The following is a 21,209-nucleotide window of genomic DNA, read 5'->3' as shown; positions in this document are numbered from 1 at the left end:
AATACGTGACTTGACTAATAAAGGCGAACAGAATCAGAAGTAACTTTACTTTCATGGTAAATTAATTTGTAAGTAAAATTACTTTTTTTATTGAAAGTATTTCGGATATTCAGCGTAAATTTTTGTTAAATCGCATTGGCCAGAATAAATCCGCTGGTCCAGGCGTTCTGGAAATTAAATCCTCCTGTGATGGCGTCAATATTGACTATTTCACCAGCAAAATAGAGATTTCTGTGTAATTTACTTTCCATAGTTTTAAAATTGATTTCTTTTAAATCAATTCCGCCTGCAGTAACAAATTCATCTTTAAAAGTACTTTTTCCATTAACCTGAAAACTGGCATTCGTGAGTTGTCCGGCCAGGTTTTGAATCTGAACTTTAGACAAATCCGCCCATTTGGTTTCTATGGAAATCCCGGAAGCAAGCACTAAACTTTCCCAAAGCCTGTTAGTTAGTTCGAAAGGCGATTTTTTAGCCACTAATTTTTTAGCCTGCTCCTGTTTCAGGTCTTTTAATAACTGTTCAGCTTCTTTTGTGTCAACATCATTCAGCCAATTGACAAAAATGCTAAACTGATAGTTTTTATCATGTAAAATTCGCGCTCCCCAAGCTGATAATTTCAATATTGCCGGACCGCTCAATCCCCAATGAGTAATCAACAATGGACCCGTTGAAGTCAATTTTGTATCTTTTACTTTTACAGAAACCTGTGCTGAAACTCCGGGTAATTCTTTGATTCTTGAGTCTTTAATATTGAAGGTAAATAATGAAGGAACAGGATTTATAATTGCATGACCATAAGTTTGTAGTAAATCCCAGATTTTTGGATTACTTCCTGTAGCCATGATTAATTTTTCTGTCAGATAGCTTTCGTTTTGTGTTTCTATCTTCCAGAGATTTTCTCCCGAAATTTCAGGATTAAAAATAGATTGCACCCGCTGTCCTGTCAATACTGAAATCCCCAGTTTTTTAGTGGTATTCAGGAAACAGTCAATGATGGTTTGCGAGGAATTAGAAACAGGAAACATTCTTCCGTCTTCTTCGAGTTTAAGTTCCACACCATGTTTTTCAAACCATTCGATGGTATCTCCGGAACAAAATTGATGAAAAGGACCTCTTAATTCTTTTTCACCGCGCGGATAAAATTTAACTAATTCGTTAGGTTCAAAACAGGCGTGAGTTACATTACAACGACCACCGCCGGAAATGCGTACTTTTTGCAATACTTCGGCAGCACGTTCTAAAATAGCTACTTTTAATGTTGGTTTTTTCTCTACAATATTAATCGCTGTAAAAAAACCTGCTGCGCCACCGCCAACAATTATAATGTCAAAATTCTGGTTCATATTCGGTCTGGAAAGTCGGAAATAATTCCGTTTACGTTAAATGATTTCATCTCTTTTATATCTTCAATTTCATTAACAGTCCACGGATAGACTTCAAATCCTGCATTTTGCATTTCGACAGTTTTTTCGGCAGTTAATAAATGAAAATAAGGATGTACTGACCTTGCCTGGATGGTTTTTGCGAAAGCGAAAGCCAAATCCAGATCATTTTCGGTTAAAACACCAATCCTGATATTAGAGTTTAAAAAAGAAACCTGTTGTAAAGCAGTCCAGTCAAAACTGGAGATGATAAACTGATTGTAATTCCATTTCTTTTCCTCAACATATTTTTCAATTAAATCCACTACTTTTTCAGTGGCATCATAGCTTTTTATTTCAATATTGACCTCACACCTTTGATTAATAAGATTTAAAACCTGGGATAAAGTAGGGATGTGGTATTTTTTATCAATTAAAAAACGTTTTAATTGAGGTAATGAAAAATTTTTTACAAAGCCTGTATGATCAGTAACCCGGTCCACTGTTTCATCATGAATGACTATTATTTCATTATCTGAACTTAAATGAACATCGAGTTCAATGCGGTCAACATGTAAATCGATTGCTTTCTGAAAACTTTTTAAAGTATTTTCAGGTTCGTATCCTTTGGCTCCCCGATGACCTATTTTAAGCATAAATGGTAATTTTTGCAAAGATAGTTAATGCAGTCTGAGTATCATTCTAATTCTAAAATTAAAGCCGATTTACCTTCGATAAAAATAGTGTTTTCCAACTGGTATGTTTCATCTGTTAAAACGTCTTTTGCAGTTTTATATTCTCCAATATTTTCTTTAAATCGCAGTGTGTTGATTTCCTGATTCTCCGGATTGTTATTGATGATTACCATGACACTTTTTAACAGATTGTATCTAAAATAAACATATACGTTGTGTTCCGGGATATAATGCGTTGTTTTTCCAAAATGAACAGCGTCATTGGTCTTTCGCCAATGAAATAATTTGGAAGTAAAATCAAAATAAGCATTCTGGCATTCGGAGCGAGTTTCGGGATTGAAGGCATTGTTTTCGTCACTATCCCAGCCACCGGGAAAATCTCTTCTAATATCGGCATCACCTAAATTTTGATCTCCGGACATACCAATTTCGGAGCCGTAATATAATTGTGGAATTCCGCGTAAAGTAGCGAGCATACACATTGCCATTTTGTATTTTCGAATATCATTATTATAAATCTGATTGAAGCGTTTGCTGTCATGATTTTCGGCAAAAATCAACAGATTATTCGCATTTGGAAACAAAAAATCCCGGGCAATAATATCATATACTCTGGTAATTCCTCTGTCCCAGCTGCCATCGTCTTCGTCAAAAATAATCTGGAAAGCATCTAAAAGTGCAAAATCCATCACACTGGGTAAATTAGAATTGAAATTCTGAATCTTTCCTATCGGGCTGTCTTTTTGCCAATAGGACAAAAGACCCTGATTACGCATGGTTATTTCGCCCACAAGATTAAATTCAGGGTATTCATTTGTAATGGCTTTGGTCCATTTAGCAATATATTCAGGTTCTGAATAGTTATAAGTATCGATTCGGAGCCCGTCTAAATTGGCATATTCAATCCACCAAATCGCATTTTGAATCAAATAATTAAAAACCAGCGGATTTACGATATTTAAATCTGGCATCGAAGGGACAAACCACCCGTTGATACAGGTATTGCGGTCAATTTCAGATGCGTTAGGGTCGCTTATGGTACTTCTTTTATGGTTGGTTTGAGTATAATTTTCAAATTGATGAATCCAGTCAGCGGTAGGTAAATCTTGTACCATCCAGTGTTGTAGTCCCCAGTGGTTGGTGACATAATCCATGACTAATTTCATATCCCGTTGATGAATTTCATTTGCTAAACGAATGTAATCTTCATTCGTTCCGAAACGCGGGTCAATTTTATAAACATCCGATTGTCCGTAGCCGTGATAAGAATATTCAGGATCGTTGTCTTCACATAGTGGAGTACTCCAAATGGTTGTTATACCTAATGATTGAATGTAATCCAGATGTTGAATGATTCCTTCGATATCGCCACCATGTCTTCCTCCGGGTAAATCCCGGTTGTATTTTTCAATCGTATATTTATCGTTGTCATTATTTTTATTTCCGTTAGCAAAACGGTCAGGCATTAAAAGATAAATAGTATCCGAGGAATCAAAGCTTTTACGAAGAGATGCGTTTTTTCTTCTTGCTCTTAACTCATATTTTTGAATAAAAGTGGTTTTGTCTTTTTGTTTAAATATAAAATCAATTTCATTTTCGGTTATCTTTCGGGTATCGATGGTTACAAAAATAAAATTAGAGTTTTCGGTACGTTTTACATTGGTAATAGCATTGCTGTTAGGAATTGTAATTTGGCATTGTGCAATATTATTTCCGTAAAAAAGAATCTGAATTTCGGGATTGTGCATTCCTGAAAACCAAAAAGGAGGCTCTATTCTTTGTATTAATGGACGTAATTCAGTATTCATAAAATAGAAAATTAGAGCAGTAGCATAAACAAAGCTTAGATTTTGGAATTTAATTGGCTATTCATGAAATAGAAGCTGACGAACAACTGATTTTAAACGAATGTACTAAAAATAAAACTATTCAGGAATGGATGGAGTTTAAATAATTCTTATAAAAAACGAAAGCTGCCCGGTTGATGAGCAGCTTCAGGTTTTTCAGTTATTTAATAAAATTTAGATTTTACCATTTTTAATTTCTTCTACAATTTCTGGATTTAATAAAGTAGTTGTATCTCCAAAATTAGAATAATCCCCTTCAGCAATCTTGCGGAGAATTCTACGCATGATTTTACCGGAACGTGTTTTTGGTAATCCGGATACAAACTGGATTTTATCTAATTTAGCGATTGGACCTATGTGAGCTGAAATATGCTGGTTGATTTCTTTTGCTAAGTTTTCTTTATCACGTTTTTCACCAGTTTCTTTTAGGATTACAAAACCATAAAGAGCATTTCCTTTAATGTCGTGAGGGAATCCTACAATGGCACTTTCAGCTACAGCCAGATGCTCGTTGATGGCATCTTCAATAGGGGCAGTTCCCAGATTGTGTCCGGAAACAATTACCACATCATCTACACGTCCGGTGATTCTGTAATAACCTACTTCATCACGTAAAGCTCCGTCACCACTAAAATATTTGCCTGGAAAGGCAGAGAAATAAGTGTCTTTATAACGTTGATGATCGCCCCAGATGGTTCTGGCAATCCCCGGCCATGGATATTTGATACACAAACTTCCCACTACCTGATTGTCTTCAATTTCATTGCGTTTTTCATCCATTAAAACCGCCTGAATTCCCGGAAGTGGTAAAGTGGCATAAGTGGGTTTTGTAGGTGTAATAAACGGAAGCGGAGAGATAAGAATTCCTCCTGTTTCTGTTTGCCACCAGGTATCTACTATCGGACAGCGTTTTCCGCCCACATGGTCATTGTACCAGTGCCAGGCTTCTTCGTTGATAGGTTCTCCCACTGAGCCAATAACTTTCAGTGTGCTTAAAGGATATTTTTGAATATAATCTAAACTTTCTTTAGCCAAAGCTCTGATAGCAGTAGGTGCGGTATAAAATTGATTTACTTTATGTTTTTCAATCACTTCCCAAAAACGGCTAAAATCAGGATACGATGGAACGCCTTCAAAAATAACGGTTGTAGCTCCATTCAATAGTGGTCCGTATAAAATATAAGAGTGTCCGGTAATCCAGCCAATATCAGCAGTACACCAGAAAATATCGTTTTCTTCGTAATTAAAAACATTTTGAAAGGTATAAGCAGTATAGACCATATAACCTGCTGTAGTATGCACCATTCCTTTCGGTTTTCCTGTAGAACCCGAAGTGTAAAGAATAAACAAAGGATCTTCGGCATCCATAATTTCAGCAGTGTTGTTGTCTGAAGCTTTTTCTAATAGTGGTGCTAACCAGTGATCGCGTCCTTTTTTCATTTGTACGGAAGAGTTGATACGGTTTACTACTAACACATTTTCTACCGAAGGACAATTAGTTAAAGCCTCATCAATAATTCCTTTTAAATCAATAGTTTTATTTCCGCGGTATCCACCGTCTGAGGTAATTACCATTTTACATTCACTATCATTAATTCTGCTGGCTACTGCTGATGCCGAAAAACCGGCAAAAACTACCGAGTGAATAGCTCCGATACGGGCACAGGCAAGAGTAGTAATGGCTAATTCAGGAATCATTGGTAAATAAATGCATACTCGATCTCCTTTTTTAATGCCCTGACTCAATAAAACATTAGCCATTTTACTTACCTGTTGGTGTAATTCATTGTAGGTAATAGATTGGGAATCCTCATCAGGATTGTTAGGTTCAAAAATAATAGCTGTTTTATCTCCCTTTTTTGCAAGATGACGATCAATACAGTTTTTAGTAATGTTTACCTTTGCATCTGCAAACCATTTTATTTCGGCCTCAGCCATATTAAAATCGACAACTTTGTCCCATTCCTGATACCAGGTGAAATTTTCAGAAGCGATTTTATCCCAGAATTTTTTGGGGTCTTTTATCGATTTTTTGTATTCTTTAAAATATTCTTCGAAGTTGCTTATTTTGTAACGACTCATAATTTTGTTTATATTTAGTTTTTGTTAGTTTAATAATTCCTGTGTCTGTTCAACAAGTTTTTTGAGAGAAAACGGTTTGGTGATATATAAATTAGCACCGAGCGAAAGTCCTTTTTTTATGTCTGTTTCTTTATTTTTTGCCGAAAGAAAAATCACTTTACAATTTTCTAATCGCGGTTCCTGTTTTATTTGTTCTAATGTAGTGTAGCCGTCAACCATAGGCATCATCACATCCAGAATGATGATGTCAGGGAGTTGTTTTTTTAAAATATCCAATGCCTCCTGTCCGTCTCGGGCAATAAATACTTCAAAGTTGTTTTTCTTAAAAGTGTATTCCAGTGACATCACTATATTAGGTTCATCGTCAACGATTAATATTTTCTTCATTTTTCAGTAGTGTTGTAATTGGGTAATGTAAAAATAATAGTTGTTCCGTTATCAATAGAACTTTTTGCCCATATTTTTCCTTTATGGTGTTCGATTATTTTTTTGCAAATAGCTAATCCTAAGCCGCTTCCTATTGGCTTTTTTATGTTTTGATTTCTGGATTGATAAAATTTATCAAAAACAGCTTCTAAATCTTCCTGTTTTATTTCTTTACCATTGTTATGTATACTGATAGTGATAAAATCTGAGTCATCAGCAACCTGGATACTGATTTCTCCTTCGGTATCCGCACAAAATTTTATAGCATTTGAAAGTAAATTATGCAGCACCTGAATAATGCGTTCTTCATCATAAAATGCTTTTATTGGTTGCTTTTTAGTGTCAAATTTTAGGTGTATGCTTTTGTTTGTAATCAATTGTTGCAATGATTCCAGTGTGCTTTGAATGGTTTTATTAATATCGTTTTTAGAAAGATATATTTTTTGTTTTCCGGTTTCAAATTTTTCTAAATCCAGTAATTTGTCAATTAAACGGTTAAGCCGGTCTGATTCGGAAATAATATTTTGCAGAAATTTTTGACGCACTTCTGTTGGGATATTTTCATCATCATGAAGGATTTCAGTTGCTGCCCTGATGGCGGTTATGGGAGTTCTTAATTCATGAGTTACCGTATCAAGGAATTCATCTTTTTGAATGTCTTTGTTAATGAGTTCCTGATTTGCAATCTGAAGTTGTTCGGAAATTTTTTTTAATTCATTGGAACTTTCAGTGAGCTTCTTGTTGATAATGATGTTTTCCTTAGATTCTTCCAGAATACGTAAAACTTCGGGCAGGCTTATTTTGTCCTCTTTTGCAACACTGGAAATCACTATTTTGGCGGAAGCTGTACCAATGTGGCCGGTTAACAGATTTTCGGCAAATTTTATAAATCGGGCGTCGGCAATTTTATTGTCTTTGTCAATATTATATTTTAGATTAAAAATGGTCAGTGCGCGTTTGGTTCTTTCGATGCCCAGAAAACGTTCCAGTATTTTTTCAATATCCGAAATGTTAGCTGTTCCTTTCCAGACATAAGCATTTTCGTGATTCGTTATATAGCGGTCGATATCGACAAACATTTCAGCATAATTACGTTCTCTGTAGTTTCCGCTAAAGCTTACAGAAACAGCTATGTAGCTTAAAAAATTGACTAGTAAACTCCAGAAAACAGCTTGCGGAATGGGATCTAAGTAATCTAATCCGAAAAGCTGAAAAGGTTTTAATAATGCAATTCCCCACGGACCTTCCTGTACAAATGTACTTGCTGACTTTGTTGTGCCAATGGCATACGGAATTAATAAGGTGTAAAAACAAATTAAAAATCCCAGAATAATACCGGTTAAAGCCCCTTTTTTAGAGCCTCGTTTCCAAAATAAAGCACCAAAAAAAGCAGGTGCAAGCTGCGCTATTATTACAAAAGAGACCAATCCGATAGAAACTAAAGTATAGTCTAATACAAAGACACGATAAATGATATAAGCTAAAATAATAAGCGAAAAAATACCTATTTTACGGCTAAGCACAATTCGTTTTGTATTCTTTTCCTGAGAAGTATTTTCTAATGATCCAATAAATCCATAAGGGATTAAAAGATTGTTACTCAGCATGGTGGCCAGTGCTATTGAAGAAACGATAATCATTGAAATAGCAGCCGAAAATCCTCCCAGAAAAACTAAAGTTGTTAGAAAATTATTATTGTAATATTGTGGTATTAATAAAGAATAGGTGTCTGAATTAAGACTTTGCGTTCCAAAAAGAATATTTCCTCCCCAGGCTATAGGAAATACAAAAATGTTAAACAGCAGTAAATAGAGCGGAAGCAGCCAAATAGCTGTCCGGATGTGTTTTTCCTGATTGTTTTCTACAATAGCAGTATGAAACTGTCTGGGAAGAATAAAAATAGCAAACATTGAAATAAGACACAGGAAAAACCAATTAATACCATTACTCAATGGTCCGATAGTGTTTTTTTTATCGAAATTTTCTAAGACAGAAGCTTTTGTATAAATATCATCAAAACCATCAAAAACAAAATAGGTTACATACACACCAATGATTAAAAAGAAAACTAATTTTAATATGGATTCAATGGCAATAGCGGTTACAATTCCGCGTCTTTTTTCAGAAGCATCTACATATTTATTGCCGTAATATGAGGCAAATAATGCCAGAGCCACACAAATATAAGTGGTGTTGTCACTAAAAATATTAGAACTTGTCTGCGTTTTAGTTACAATATGAAAAGTATCTGAAATAGCTTTGAGTTGTAAAGCGATATAAGGTACAATTCCAAAAATAGATATTAATGTTACAGCAGCTCCCAGCGAACGACTGTTACCATATCGCAACGAAATAAAATCGGCGATGCTTGTTATTTTGTTGATTCTGGAAATCCGGATAATTCTTTTCAGAATAATAATCCAGGTAGGAATGATAATTATGGGTCCCAGATAAATAGGTAAATAATCTAATCCTGATTTTGCTGCTAAACCGATACTTCCATAATAAGTCCACGCTGTACAGTAAACGGCTAAAGAGAAAGAATAGATATAAGGATTATTGGTCCATTTAGAATGGCTTCTTTTTTCAGACCAGTGTGCAATATAAAAAAGTATTACCACATAGACGGCTAATATGGTCAAAAGCCCAAGACTACTCATAATATTTTTTAATGATTAAGTAGGTTGTGCCAATAGAAAATAACCAGGCCGAAAAGAGATAGATGTAAATAACAGGAAAACCAAATACGGGTTTAGAACTGTCAAATAAAAGGATAAGCGGAATGTTCAATGCTAAAATCATCAGCATTGAAAGAATAATTAGTTTTTGTTCATGTCTTTTTTTCATAGAAATGAAACACACAATAGTCTTACTTTTAAAAAGACTATTGTGTTCTGTTTTTTGTATAATCTTTTTTTATAAAGGCAGTACCTGTCTGCCTAGTTTTTCATTTATTACAATTGCGGCTGCTTCATAAAAAGCAAAAAAGCCACATAATATTCCTTCATAGCCTGCAATGGTATGAATATTCTGGTTTCCGGTAAAACTGGCTGCAGCTAATAGTGCGAACAAAATAACCAGTGTGCCAAAAATAAGTTTTCCTATAGTGTTTCCGTTCAGTGTTCCAATGAAAAAAGCAAGTGTAAAAACGCCCCATATTCCTAAATAACATCCCATTGAAGCCCCATCAGGTTTTGTTACTCCTATTAAAGGAAGCAGCCACAACGCAACAAGTGATATCCAGAAGAATCCATAAGAAGTAAAAGCTGCCATAGCAAAGCCGTTTCCTTTTTTCCATTCCATAATTCCTGCAATAACTTGTTGCATTCCTCCAAAAAAGATTCCCATTCCCATAATCATCGAATTAAGTTCAAAGAATCCTGCATTGTGGATATTCAATAACATTGTTGTCATTCCAAAGCCAAAAAGGCCTAATGGTGCCGGATTAGCTGTGGTGTCTTTAAAAATTTGTTCCATTGTGGTTTAAAAAAATTAAGGTTAATTAAGGTTAAAATAGGATACCAAATTCAGTTTTTTTAATTGTAAAAAAAAATAAGATATATATATGTGTTAATTCTATAGTTATTTTTTAAAACGCTCCCATTTTATAAGCATGAATTTGTCTCCTAATTCAGTAATAATCATTCCTGCTCCTGAGAGTGTTTCTTTGTTTTTTATGTATTCAATTAGTTCTGAGTGATTTAATATTTTGTAAGTGGGGTGGTAATTAGAATTGATGGGTTTTTTAATATTAAAGGATTTTATCCAGTTGCTAATACTTACATGGGATACGCCTATGATTCTCTCAATTTCTCTATAGCTCAAACCTTCCAGGTAGAGTTGTAATGCTTTAGTTACATAGTAATCATCAATTTTTTTTCCAACCTTATTTACGGTAAAAAAATAGTTGCAATTTTTACATAAATACCTTTGTTTTTCATTAATAATACCGCTTTTAACGATTTTGGTATTTTGGCATTTGGGACAACTGATTATTTCCATGTATATGAATTTTGCATAAATATACTAAATTAGCAATTATTTTTATATGAGAAAGCTTTTTAAGGTTTTGTTTGTAGAATTTAAAGAAAGGATATGCTTACGTTTTGGTTGTTGCGATAATGATTTGCTGTTATTTTTATAGTAAATAAAAAAAAAGTTTTAATTTAATGAGTATATAATAAAAAAAGTGTTCTTTATGTATAAAAGATTCTTTTTGTATATGTGATTTTGGTTAGTCATAATTAGTTAGTGGTGATAAGAGAGTTGTTATTTAGATAGCAACTCTTCTTTCTAAAATTAACAATACCCAAAGAAGGTGATAATTAAAAAATAAATAAATTTTGAGTTTGAAAAATCAAATTTTACATACCGGAATTGTTGATGATAATATGCTGTGGATGCGTCTTAGAGAAGGTGATGAAAAAGCATTTTCAACACTTTTTAAAAGATATTATGGTTATTTAATCCAGTATGGAAATTCCTTTTCTCCATATACAGAGAAAATTCAGGATTGTGTTCAGGATGTTTTTACTGATATATGGATTTATCGCAATAGTCTTAGCGACACTGTGGTTGTTAAAGCTTATTTGTTATCCTGTGTGCGTAAACGTATTGTACGTTTGCAACAACGGGATAAGGTTTTTAATAAGGCAACTTCTATGGATGCTATAACTTTTTTATTCGATTTTTCGGTAGAACAACAATTAATTTCCGATGAGCTGACTGCCGGCAAAGTGGTGCATCTTAATAAGGTGCTCAATCTGTTGCCTTCCCGTCAAAAAGAAGCTTTATTTTTAAAATACCATCATGGCTTAAATATAGATGAAATAGCAGCTATTTTGAATGTTAATTATCAATCGGCAAGTAATTTATTGCACAGGGCGCTGGTAAATATTCGTAAGGAATGGAAGGTAAATGTATTGTTACTGATAACTTTGATGATGTGCTGGGGTTAGAAGTAGTAAGAAAAATAACGAATAGTGAGTATGTAAAAGAGTGTTTGTCCTTTATGATTGAAGAAAGACTTTGAAAATGAAAAAAAGAAATAAATATAAAGAAATAGAAGATTTTTTGGCTGATGAATCATTCCGGTTGTGGATGAAGTCAAAAAATGATGTAGCAGGCTGGGAAGACTGGACATTAGACCATCCTAATCGGGCTAAATTAGTCGAAGAAGCCCGTTTGTGGTTGCTTGCTATGAAAGTTCCGGAAAATAATTTGTCTCAGGAGCAACTGGATAATGCGCTACAAAACACCTGGCTCAAAATTGAACACAAAGAACAGAACCGTAAAATGGAACATAAATTAGTTCAATTATGGAACACAGGCTGGTTTAGAAATATTGCTGCTATACTAATTTTTAGTTTGCTGTCATTTTACGTGTATACCAATTATTTTACTGCTGCAAGCACTGATTTTTATAATGAACAAATTCTTGCACATACCGATGAAGAAGGCTTATTGGAACAAATAAATAATTCTAACAAACCACAAATAATAAATTTATCTGATGGGAGCTCAGTATTGTTACAGCCTAAAAGTAAACTGAGTTATCCTAAAGTTTTTATGGGTAATGAGCGAAAAGTATATCTGTCAGGAGAAGCTTTTTTTGAAATCAGTAAAAATCCGGGAAAACCTTTTTTTGTTCATGCTAATGAAATTGTAACAAAGGTAGTAGGTACCAGTTTCCGAATTAAAGCTTATAATAATGATTCTGATGTAGAGGTTTTAGTACGAACAGGAAAAGTAAAAGTGAATTCTGAAAAAAATGATAATAATACATCAAATCAGAAAGAAATTGTGTTATTGCCTAATCAGGCACTTCGTTTTGAACGCAGGAATCAGACTTTTAAAAAAATAACTGATATTACCTCAGATCAGTCTATTCATAATTCTGTGAGGAGTATTGAACAGTTAAGTTTTGATTTTACAGATATTCCTGTTAGTCAGATTTTTAAAACAATAGAACAGGCTTACTCGGTAGAAATAGATTATCCGAAAGAAGAATTGGAAAAATGCCATTTGACTACTTCTCTGAATGATCAGCCTTTACCGGAAAAATTAAAGATTATCTGTAAAAGTATTGGGAATAATTCCAGTTATACGATGAACGGAAATCAGATCACCATTTTATCTAAAGGATGTAATTAAATAAAACCTGCATAAAAAAAGCGTCGAAATGCTGCAACATCACGACGCCTGTACTCATTCTCACTCTGCAAAGTGAGTTTGAAAATGTTTCTTAAATACGCTCAAATAGTATTAATCAAAACAAACCAAAATTATGAAAAAAAACCAAGTAAAACAACGATTACTAATCCGACTCATGAAGATGACATTGTATCAATTTGTATTAGCGGTTGTCTTTTCGACTGTTACCATGGCAAATAGCCTCAATGGGCAGGGAAAGTTAGACACAAAAGTGACCATATCGATAACTGATATGAATTTAAATAATGCTTTAACAGAACTGGGAAAAACAGCCGATGTAAAGTTTTCATATAATTCAAGAATGGTAGCTTTTGATCAAAAAGTTACTGTTAAAGCGACTAATGAGGTTTTGTCAGCGGTACTTTCCAGAATATTACAGCCACTGAATATTAAATATACGGTAGTTAGCAATCAAATTATTTTACAAAAAGATACTAATAAAAGTGCTAAAGAAAACGAAAGTGTTATGAGATCGCTAGCACAACAGCAAAAAATACTTAGTGGAGTAGTTGTAGATGCTGGAGGACTTTCGCTTCCGGGAGCAAGTGTTTTAGTAAAAGGAACAAAGAATAGTGTCTCTACTGATATCGACGGAAAGTTTACCATCAGAGTAGATGATGCAGCAAAAATACTGGTGATTTCCTATATAGGTTTTGATACGGTAGAAATGCCGATAGAAGGCAAGACGGATTTTAGAATTACGCTTAAAGAATCGTCCCAAAGTTTAGAGGAAGTTGTAGTTGTAGGTTATGGAACGCAAAGAAAAAGCGATTTAACAGGTGCTATATCATCTGTTTCCGGAGAAGAATTAGCAACAGTTCCTGCAATGACCGCAGCCCAGGCTTTACAGGGAAGAGCTGCTGGTTTAAATATTGTTACCACTAGTGGAGCACCCGGAGCAGGAACTAATATTACGATTCGTGGTGGAACTTCCATTACTCAAAGCACTAAACCACTTTATATTGTGGATGGTTTTCAAATGGATGATGCACTAAATGTTATCAATCCTAATGATATTAAAAGTATTGAAATCTTAAAAGATGCTTCCTCAACTGCTATTTATGGAGCGAGAGGGTCAAATGGTATTATTGTAATTACGACAAAATCAGGTAAAAAAGGGCAAACAACAGTTTCTTATAACTCTTTTATTTCCGTTGATGAACTTTCTAAAAAAATGGATATGATGTCTAATGCAGAAGATTTTGTAAAATACCAATACGAAATGGCTGTATTACAAGGGAAACCGGCACAATGGAGTAATGTTTTTGATAATAGTTTAGCAACAGATACTCCTAATTTTTATACAGGAGCTTTTGAGCGTATTAATAACCGTTATGCATCTGATTATGCTACTGACTGGCAGAAAAAGATGTTTGGAGGAACTGGGTTTACCCAAAACCAAAATGTTACTGTATCAACAGGTAATGAGAAAACACAGGCGTTTTTAAGTTATAATTATAATAATCAGGAAGGAATTATAGCAAATCATAATGATACGAGAAATACCTTCCGTGCAAAGATTAATTCAGAATTGTATAAAGGTTTGCGTTTAGATCTTAATACCATGTTTAGTAATACTTCAACTGATGGAGGTGGTGCTTATAGTGGTTTGAAAGATGTTCTTTTGCAGCCAATTAATGGGGGAACATTATTTAATCAGGATCAGTTGCTTAATACACAGACTTTTGGAGACTTATCAGGATTGGATTCGGCTTATGACACTGAAAACCCTTTAGTAGAAAACCAGGCATCCCAATCTAATAAACGTTCTCGTGTATTTCTTGTTAATACTGGTGTAGAGTTTGATTTTCTTAAAAATTTCACTTGGCGTACTTCCGGTCAGTATTCCTGGTCGAGCAGTAAGGGAACTAATTTTTCAGATGAAAATTCAAGAGCAGCACTGACAGATCCTGTTAATACAGGTATAAACGGGAAAATTGATAATGGAGAATCTTTTAGTTATCAAATCACAAATACTTTAAATTTTAAGAAAACTTTTGCTGACAGACATGATGTTTCTGTGTTGTTAGGACAAGAGGTTACTTATAGCGAATCTGAAAGTAATAGTATAACTCTTCGTCAATTTCCAAGACCAAATTTTGGATTAGACGATATTTCAAATGCAACTGTTTCAGATAAGGAGACAAAACATTCCCGTAATGGTTTAGCTTCATTCTTTGGTCGTGTAAATTATACTTATGATAACCGTTATCTTTTAGCCGGGACATTGCGTTATGATGGTTCCTCAAAATTTGCCGAAGGGAATAAATGGGGTGTATTTCCATCTGTTTCCGGGGCATGGAGAATTTCAGAAGAAAACTTCTGGAGAAATAATAAAATTGGAGATGTTATTAATAATTTTAAATTACGTGCAGGTTATGGTATCACCGGTAATAACGGAATTGGTAACAACTTATATCTTACTACGGTAAGTCAAACAGATTATCCGGTTAATAATACTCCGGGGAATCCGGCTTATGTACCTAGTTCAACATTAGGGAATCAAGGTTTACAGTGGGAAACATTACATGCTACCAATTTTGGGTTGGATATTTCTTTATTTAACAGAAGAATTGATATCACAGCAGAATGGTATAACAACCAGATTAGTGATATGTTATTAAAGAGTATTATTCCTTCTTCAACAGGATACGCAAATCAATACCAGAATGTAGGAACAATGCGCAATCGTGGTTGGGAATTTACAGTAGGTACAACAAATGTAAGAACTGATAATTTTAGCTGGACGACAAATTTAAATTTAGCGTTTAATAAGTCTAAAGTGCTTTCTTTAGAGAAAGATCAAACACAAAAAACATTTAATGTAGGAGGTAACAGGTCTGGTTCAGTAACATATTATGCTACTGTGGGCGATCAGCTGGGGGATATGTATGGATATGTATATGAAGGGCTTTACACAACAGATGATTTTACACAAAATCCTGATGGAACTTATGTTTTAAATCCTGGTGTTGTAAAACCCTCTAACGGTACAGCAAGTCCGGGTGATGTTAAATTTGCTGCCGATAATGAAGCAGGGGATCAATTTACACGTCAGTTAGTTAAAATAGGGAACGGTACTCCTGATTGTATTGGAGGTATCACTAATACATTTCGCTATAAAGGTTTTGATCTGAATACATTTATGAAATTCAGTATTGGTAATGATATTTATAATGCCACTAAACACAGTACAAGTCCTTATGCTCTTTTTCAAAATGTACCTACAGAGTTTGGTAATAGTTACTACCGTTTAATCGATCCTTTGACAGGACAAAAAGCAACTTCGCTTACGCGTTTACAGGAATTAAATCCTGATGAAGCTTCCCGTACCTCCGCTTTGAATCTTTTGAACTCAAGCTATATCACTTATCCTTCTTCATCTTATATTGAAGATGGTTCTTATCTGCGTCTTGCACAAATAACACTGGGTTATACCCTGCCAAAAGCATGGTCAGAAAAAGCTGGAATTACTAACGCTCGTTTTTATTTTACAGCTAATAATATTTTAACTATTACGGGTTACTCAGGTTTTGATCCCGAAGTTTCAGCCGGAGATAATGATTTAGTAGCAGTAACTCCGGGATATGACAGTTCTGCTTATCCTCGTTCCAGAAGCTTCGTTCTAGGGTTAAACTTAACATTTTAATGCAAAATATACATCATGAAAAAAATATCTATAAAATTGTTTGAGAAAAAAAAGGCATTAATAATTTCGCTTCTTGTTGTTTCTTTAAATATGACTTCTTGCCAGGACTATCTGGATATGCCGTCTTACAATGCTGTTGATACTGAAACGGTATTTTCTGACGAATTAACAGCTGATATGTTTGTTCAGGGCTGTTATCGTGGTATCATTCATTCTGAATTGTTTTATCAGTTGGGAGCGGGAGAGACAGTTACTCACTCTTCAGAGGATGGAACAACTAATAACTCGAAATATAATATTTGTAACTATTTTTATGATGCCACAACACCATATACTGTTACAACTATTTTTAAAGAACAGTATCGTATAATTGAAGCTACAAATATCGCTATCAGCCGAATGAGTAAAATGCCTGAAACAGCTAAAACTAAAGCATTATTAGGCGAAGCAAAAGCAATCAGGGCTTTTTGTTACTATAATTTAATTCGTGTTTATGGTGATGTCCCTGCTGTTTGGCAGCCACTTGAAGAATTAAATCCGGACGATGAAAATACATTTTATCCAAAACGTGCTCCTCGTGATGAAATTTATGACCGCATTGTGACTGATTTGCAATCGGCTGTACAGGATATTCCCTGGTTTTCGCAAAGTGGTTATGCGACTTATGAGCGTATTACAAAGCAAGGTGCTTATGCTTTATTAGCGCGTGTTGCTTTACATGCGGGAGGGTATTCATTACGCTGGAATCTGGAAACAAACGATCCCGGAACTTTAATGATGTCCAGACGTGCTGATGTAGGCCGTGCTCAGGAGCTTTATCAGATTGCTAATGATGCCTGTGAAGCCGTTATTTCCAGAAATGAAAACAGCTTGGTTCAGGCGCAAGGTAATAAAAGTGGTTTTGAATATTTGTGGTATAATTTCTGTCAAAGAAACTTTTCTGCTACCAGAAGTGAGATGCTTTGGGAAGTGGCTAATTTAGGACAGAATACAAACTCTAATTTTGGGGTATATGCTCATCCTGGAACCCGAGGAGGTGTATTCGGCTCACGAAAAGCGTTACAATTTATGTTGCCAACTTATTATTTGTCATTTAATCCAAATGATACCCGACGTGATGTTTCCTGTACTGCTTATAGTATTTATTTTCTAAACAACGGTAATGCTACAACTGATAAGTGGGTTGATGTAGGAACAACATTATCTTGTATTATGCCGGGGAAATTCCGAATCTCATGGTGTGTTGAGCCACAGGGTGCAGCAGAAAGAAATGTTAATATTCCTGTCTTGCGTTATGCAGATGTATTATTAATGTATGCAGAAACTCAAAATTATCTGAACAATAATCCAACAATAGCAGCTAAAAATGCTTTGCAGGAAGTAAGAAACCGTGCAGGTATTGGATCTCTTCCTATACCGTCTGACAAACAGGGATTTGAAGACGCTATTGTTCAGGAGCGCAAATGGGAATTTGCAGGTGAATTTAACCTTCGTACTGATTTAATTCGAATGAATCGTCTGGCAACTGAATTAGCAGCGACTAAACAAGATATGAAAGACCTTTCAGATAGGAAAAATGCATACGCTAATACTCCTGTTTATCGTTTATATAAATTTCATCTGGATGCACAAACATATGGTGATCCGTTTTTGGGAGTTGAGTACATTGATTTAACGGATCCTGCTGAGATTGCACTAATCCAAACCATACCTACTAATACTGCTCAGTATGCTAATTTCCTTGCTACGACTTCAGGTATTGCACAGGCTCATGGCTTTACAGTTACAAGTGAAGATAAATGGTATCCGGTGAATATGTTTCAGGCATATACCAGCGCTTATAATGGAAATTCCCGAAAAACAGTTGGGTTTACAGGAGGTTTTAATACACTTCAAATAGGAAATATTATTTATACTAAACCAACAGGTTCGGCCGAAAACGGCGGTCAGTATCCAAACTGGATTCAGGCTCCCGACGGAAGTGACGGATTGTATTACGGATTTCAGCAAAACCGTTCAGAATTGCTTCCTTTTGCCAATAAATCTGCGGGTCATCCACTTATTGATAATCCCAATTTAACGCAGCATCCGGGTTATTTAAATTAATAATTACAAATTCGGATTATTATAAAAAAATCTCAGAGCGATATAAATTCGCTGTGAGATTTTTTTTTTGGTTTTAAATGATTCCAACTTTCTTTTTTTAATTAAGTGAGTTTGATTTCATAAAATTATAACAGAATTAATAAATGTTTTATTTACATTTGTTAATTCCAGCCAAAATTATAATGAATTAAACCAATGAAAAATATTATTAAATGCAAATGCATTGCTCTAGCATTATCTCTTCTAATGGTGATGCCCATTTTTGCAAATAACAATAAAGCAGTACATCCTGGCTCAGTCTATTTATTTGCTTATACACCTGAGAATTTATCCGGTAGAACGGGGCTGCAATTTGCATGGAGTGTTGATAAGGAAAATTGGCATTCAGTAGGGCAGAATCATAATTTTTTACTTTCAGATTACGGAAGATGGGGATCTCAGAAAAAAATGAAGTCACCTTATCTTTTTCAGGATGCAGGCGGAGTATACCATTGTGTATGGAGTCTGAATGATAAAGACGGTTCGTTTGCACACGCTGCTTCTAAGGATTTGATTAACTGGGGACGTCAATCGTATCCAGAAGTCATGCAAAATAACAATTGTCTGAAACCTATAGTTTCTCAAAATAATGGAGTTTTTACCATATCATGGAAGAGTTCGGCAAATGGGACAAATGGATTGTTTGCTGTAACTACTAGCAATTTCGTAAATTATTCTGAAACAAAAACAATTCAGGATTCCAAACGTTCCGATTTAAGAGAATCGATCACAATTTCCGGAATTCTTCAAAACGGGACAGTACATAAAGTCTCCTGGGATTTAGTAAATAATCTGATAAAAAATGAACAATTAACGACTTATAATAATCAGTTAAAAGAGGAATCTTCAAAAACTGATCCTGTTCGTTTTGCATCACTGAAACCGGTAAATGCTACTATTACAGTTGACGGTTCGGGAAGTAAAAAAATAAGCAATATGCTTACAGGTGTATTTTTTGAAGATATTAATTACGCTGCCGATGGCGGATTATATGCAGAGCTGATTCAGAATCGTGATTTTGAATATGCTTTGAGTGACAAGGAAGGGCGTGATAAATCATGGAATAGTTCTAAATCCTGGACTATCGAAGGAAATCAAAATACATTTACAATAGATTCGCTTGCGCCAATTCATGAAAACAATAAGCATTATGCTGTTTTGAAAACAACAGAAATTGGTAAAGGATTATCTAATGAAGGTTTTGACGGGATTGCTTTAAAAGCAGGAAATAAGTATGATTTTTCATTGTTTTGTCGAAATTTGGCTGCAGCCAAAACAAAAATAATTGTTCGTTTGACAGGGAAAAATGGAGAAAAATATGCCGAAACTTCGATTAATTCGAACAGTGTAAATTGGAAAAAATACAACGCTGTTTTGGTTTCGAATAAAACAGCGACTGATGCTAAATTAGAAATTCTGCCTCAAAATCAGGGAAGTATTGCTCTGGATATGATTTCGCTGTTTCCTCAAAAAACTTTTAAAGGGCGTAAAAATGGTCTGCGTGCCGATTTGGCTCAGACCATTACTGATATTCAGCCAAAATTCATGCGCTTTCCCGGCGGATGTGTCGCTCATGGTGACGGAGTTGATAATATTTACCATTGGAAAAATACCATCGGTCCATTAGAATCCAGAAAACCACAACGCAATCTTTGGGGCTATCATCAATCGATGGGATTGGGTTATTTTGAATATTTTCAGTTTTGCGAAGATATGGGAGCAGCGCCTTTGCCGGTAGTTGCAGCGGGTGTTCCTTGTCAGAATTCAGGAACTGGCGGAGCGGGACAACAAGGCGGAATTCCTATGGATGAAATGGACGAATATGTTCAGGATGTTTTGGATTTGATCGAATATGCTAATGGGGATGTGAATACCAAATGGGGAAGGAAAAGAGCCGAAGCGGGACATCCAAAGCCTTTTAATCTTAAATATGTAGGAATAGGAAATGAAGATTTAATTACAGATATTTTTGAAGAACGTTTTACCATGATTTTTAATGCTGTAAAAGCAAAACATCCTGAAATTACCGTGATTGGAACCGTTGGTCCATTTTATGAAGGAACAGATTATAATGAAGGCTGGGCACTTGCCGATAAATTAAATATTCCAATGGTAGATGAACATTATTACGAATCGGTGGGTTGGTTTATCAATAATCAGAATTTTTATGATAAATACGATCGTTCTAAGGCTAAAGTTTATTTAGGAGAATATGCCGCTTTTTTACCGGGACGTCCTAATAATATCGAAACGGCTTTGGCGGAAGCCTTATATTTAACTTCAATTGAGCGCAACGGCGATGTGGTAAGTATGGCATCTATTGCGCCAATGCTTGCCAAAGAAGGACACACCCAATGGAATCCGGATATTATCTATTTTAATAATTCGGAAGTGAAACCAACAGTAGGTTATCAGGTTCAGAAAATGTACGGGAATAATGCCGGAGATGTTTATTTGCCCAATAGCATTACGCTTTCTGATGGGAATGAAGCTGTTCAAAAACGCATTGGAGTTTCAGTAGTTCGTGATAGCAAAAGCAATGATTTAATTTTAAAATTAGTCAATATGCTTCCTGTTGCAGTAAATACCCAATTGGATTTAAAAAATCTGGGAATTGCGGCTTCACAAGCCACTCGTATCTTGTTAACGGGAACACCGGATAGTAAAACAGCTTTGCCGAAAACGGATGCCATTGCTATTGATGAAAATTTTTCAACTGAAATGCCGGCTTATTCATTTACGCTTATTCGAATAAAAACAAAATAAAAACAAAATCTATTCTGAAAAT

Annotated in this window: 14 protein-coding genes; 5 read left to right on the top strand and 9 right to left on the bottom strand. The window is 34.9% G+C overall.

The genetic code is table 11. From position 1 onward, the window contains the following. Positions 1-125: 125 nt before the first annotated feature. The 9 genes from ACSV4D_RS06390 to ACSV4D_RS06350 all read right to left on the bottom strand — a co-directional run bounded on the left by ACSV4D_RS06390 (position 126) and on the right by ACSV4D_RS06350 (position 10,416). Entirely contained in the window at positions 126-1,346 is a 1,221-nt protein-coding gene (locus tag ACSV4D_RS06390) for an NAD(P)/FAD-dependent oxidoreductase (protein ID WP_439227552.1), read from the bottom strand. Continuing rightward, positions 1,343-2,020 carry a glycerophosphodiester phosphodiesterase gene (locus ACSV4D_RS06385; protein ID WP_408081737.1) on the bottom strand — a complete coding sequence of 226 codons (678 nt, stop codon included), beginning with the start codon at positions 2,018-2,020 and terminating at the stop codon, positions 1,343-1,345. Before ACSV4D_RS06385 ends, ACSV4D_RS06390 begins: the two co-directional genes overlap by 4 nt. Before the next feature lie 41 nt (positions 2,021-2,061). Next, the gene (locus ACSV4D_RS06380) at positions 2,062-3,867 is read right to left on the bottom strand and encodes a glycoside hydrolase family 13 protein (RefSeq protein ID WP_439227551.1); all 1,806 of its coding nucleotides are present in this window, start codon (positions 3,865-3,867) and stop codon (positions 2,062-2,064) included. 213 nt (positions 3,868-4,080) lie between these two features. Further along, positions 4,081-5,988, bottom strand: a complete 1,908-nt coding sequence (gene acs / locus ACSV4D_RS06375; RefSeq protein ID WP_439227550.1) for an acetate--CoA ligase — start codon at positions 5,986-5,988, stop codon at positions 4,081-4,083. Between the two features lie 24 nt (positions 5,989-6,012). Further along, positions 6,013-6,375 (bottom strand): response regulator transcription factor, encoded by a 363-nt coding sequence (locus tag ACSV4D_RS06370; protein ID WP_408081740.1) that lies wholly within the window; start codon positions 6,373-6,375, stop codon positions 6,013-6,015. Continuing rightward, positions 6,372-9,074, bottom strand: a complete 2,703-nt coding sequence (locus tag ACSV4D_RS06365; RefSeq protein WP_439227549.1) for an ATP-binding protein — start codon at positions 9,072-9,074, stop codon at positions 6,372-6,374. Before ACSV4D_RS06365 ends, ACSV4D_RS06370 begins: the two co-directional genes overlap by 4 nt. Then, on the bottom strand, positions 9,067-9,261 hold the full coding sequence (locus ACSV4D_RS06360) for a hypothetical protein (protein WP_408081742.1): 195 nt from the start codon (positions 9,259-9,261) through the stop codon (positions 9,067-9,069). Before ACSV4D_RS06360 ends, ACSV4D_RS06365 begins: the two co-directional genes overlap by 8 nt. Positions 9,262-9,330: 69 nt before the next feature. After that, complete coding sequence (locus ACSV4D_RS06355; protein ID WP_439227548.1) at positions 9,331-9,891, bottom strand: acetate uptake transporter; 561 nt, start codon at positions 9,889-9,891, stop codon at positions 9,331-9,333. Between the two features lie 105 nt (positions 9,892-9,996). Then, positions 9,997-10,416 carry a transposase-like zinc-binding domain-containing protein gene (locus ACSV4D_RS06350; RefSeq protein WP_408081744.1) on the bottom strand — a complete coding sequence of 140 codons (420 nt, stop codon included), beginning with the start codon at positions 10,414-10,416 and terminating at the stop codon, positions 9,997-9,999. Positions 10,417-10,763: 347 nt separating this feature from the next. On the opposite strand from ACSV4D_RS06350, the gene ACSV4D_RS06345 reads away from it, so the two are divergent. From ACSV4D_RS06345 to ACSV4D_RS06325, 5 genes are all read left to right on the top strand, one after another. Further along, complete coding sequence (locus tag ACSV4D_RS06345) at positions 10,764-11,372, top strand: RNA polymerase sigma factor (protein WP_408081745.1); 609 nt, start codon at positions 10,764-10,766, stop codon at positions 11,370-11,372. A 76-nt stretch (positions 11,373-11,448) separates the two neighbouring features. Then, positions 11,449-12,567: a FecR family protein gene (locus tag ACSV4D_RS06340; RefSeq protein WP_408081746.1), complete on the top strand. Its 1,119-nt coding sequence runs from the start codon at positions 11,449-11,451 to the stop codon at positions 12,565-12,567. Between the two features lie 133 nt (positions 12,568-12,700). Next, positions 12,701-16,276 carry a TonB-dependent receptor gene (locus tag ACSV4D_RS06335; RefSeq protein WP_439227547.1) on the top strand — a complete coding sequence of 1,192 codons (3,576 nt, stop codon included), beginning with the start codon at positions 12,701-12,703 and terminating at the stop codon, positions 16,274-16,276. Between the two features lie 15 nt (positions 16,277-16,291). Beyond that, complete coding sequence (locus ACSV4D_RS06330; protein ID WP_439227546.1) at positions 16,292-18,382, top strand: RagB/SusD family nutrient uptake outer membrane protein; 2,091 nt, start codon at positions 16,292-16,294, stop codon at positions 18,380-18,382. 195 nt (positions 18,383-18,577) lie between these two features. Next, entirely contained in the window at positions 18,578-21,187 is a 2,610-nt protein-coding gene (locus ACSV4D_RS06325; RefSeq protein WP_439227545.1) for an alpha-L-arabinofuranosidase C-terminal domain-containing protein, read from the top strand. The last annotated feature ends 22 nt before the right edge of the window (positions 21,188-21,209 follow it).

Origin of the sequence: Flavobacterium sp. ARAG 55.4 (assembly GCF_051846875.1) — a bacterium.
Taxonomy (GTDB): domain Bacteria; phylum Bacteroidota; class Bacteroidia; order Flavobacteriales; family Flavobacteriaceae; genus Flavobacterium; species Flavobacterium plantiphilum.
Note: the sequence above shows the minus strand (reverse complement) of the source record. Positions and strands in the feature narration are given on the sequence as shown.

Bases quoted from the DNA above. Each gene is read 5' to 3' on its own strand.
- ACSV4D_RS06390 (WP_439227552.1), bottom strand. From the start codon at position 1,346: ATGAACCAGAATTTTGACATTATAATTGTTGGCGGTGGCGCAGCAGGT.
- ACSV4D_RS06385 (WP_408081737.1), bottom strand. From the start codon at position 2,020: ATGCTTAAAATAGGTCATCGGGGAGCCAAAGGATACGAACCTGAAAAT.
- ACSV4D_RS06380 (WP_439227551.1), bottom strand. From the start codon at position 3,867: ATGAATACTGAATTACGTCCATTAATACAAAGAATAGAGCCTCCTTTT.
- acs (WP_439227550.1), bottom strand. From the start codon at position 5,988: ATGAGTCGTTACAAAATAAGCAACTTCGAAGAATATTTTAAAGAATAC.
- ACSV4D_RS06370 (WP_408081740.1), bottom strand. From the start codon at position 6,375: ATGAAGAAAATATTAATCGTTGACGATGAACCTAATATAGTGATGTCA.
- ACSV4D_RS06365 (WP_439227549.1), bottom strand. From the start codon at position 9,074: ATGAGTAGTCTTGGGCTTTTGACCATATTAGCCGTCTATGTGGTAATA.
- ACSV4D_RS06360 (WP_408081742.1), bottom strand. From the start codon at position 9,261: ATGAAAAAAAGACATGAACAAAAACTAATTATTCTTTCAATGCTGATG.
- ACSV4D_RS06355 (WP_439227548.1), bottom strand. From the start codon at position 9,891: ATGGAACAAATTTTTAAAGACACCACAGCTAATCCGGCACCATTAGGC.
- ACSV4D_RS06350 (WP_408081744.1), bottom strand. From the start codon at position 10,416: ATGGAAATAATCAGTTGTCCCAAATGCCAAAATACCAAAATCGTTAAA.
- ACSV4D_RS06340 (WP_408081746.1), top strand. From the start codon at position 11,449: ATGAAAAAAAGAAATAAATATAAAGAAATAGAAGATTTTTTGGCTGAT.
- ACSV4D_RS06335 (WP_439227547.1), top strand. From the start codon at position 12,701: ATGAAAAAAAACCAAGTAAAACAACGATTACTAATCCGACTCATGAAG.
- ACSV4D_RS06330 (WP_439227546.1), top strand. From the start codon at position 16,292: ATGAAAAAAATATCTATAAAATTGTTTGAGAAAAAAAAGGCATTAATA.
- ACSV4D_RS06325 (WP_439227545.1), top strand. From the start codon at position 18,578: ATGAAAAATATTATTAAATGCAAATGCATTGCTCTAGCATTATCTCTT.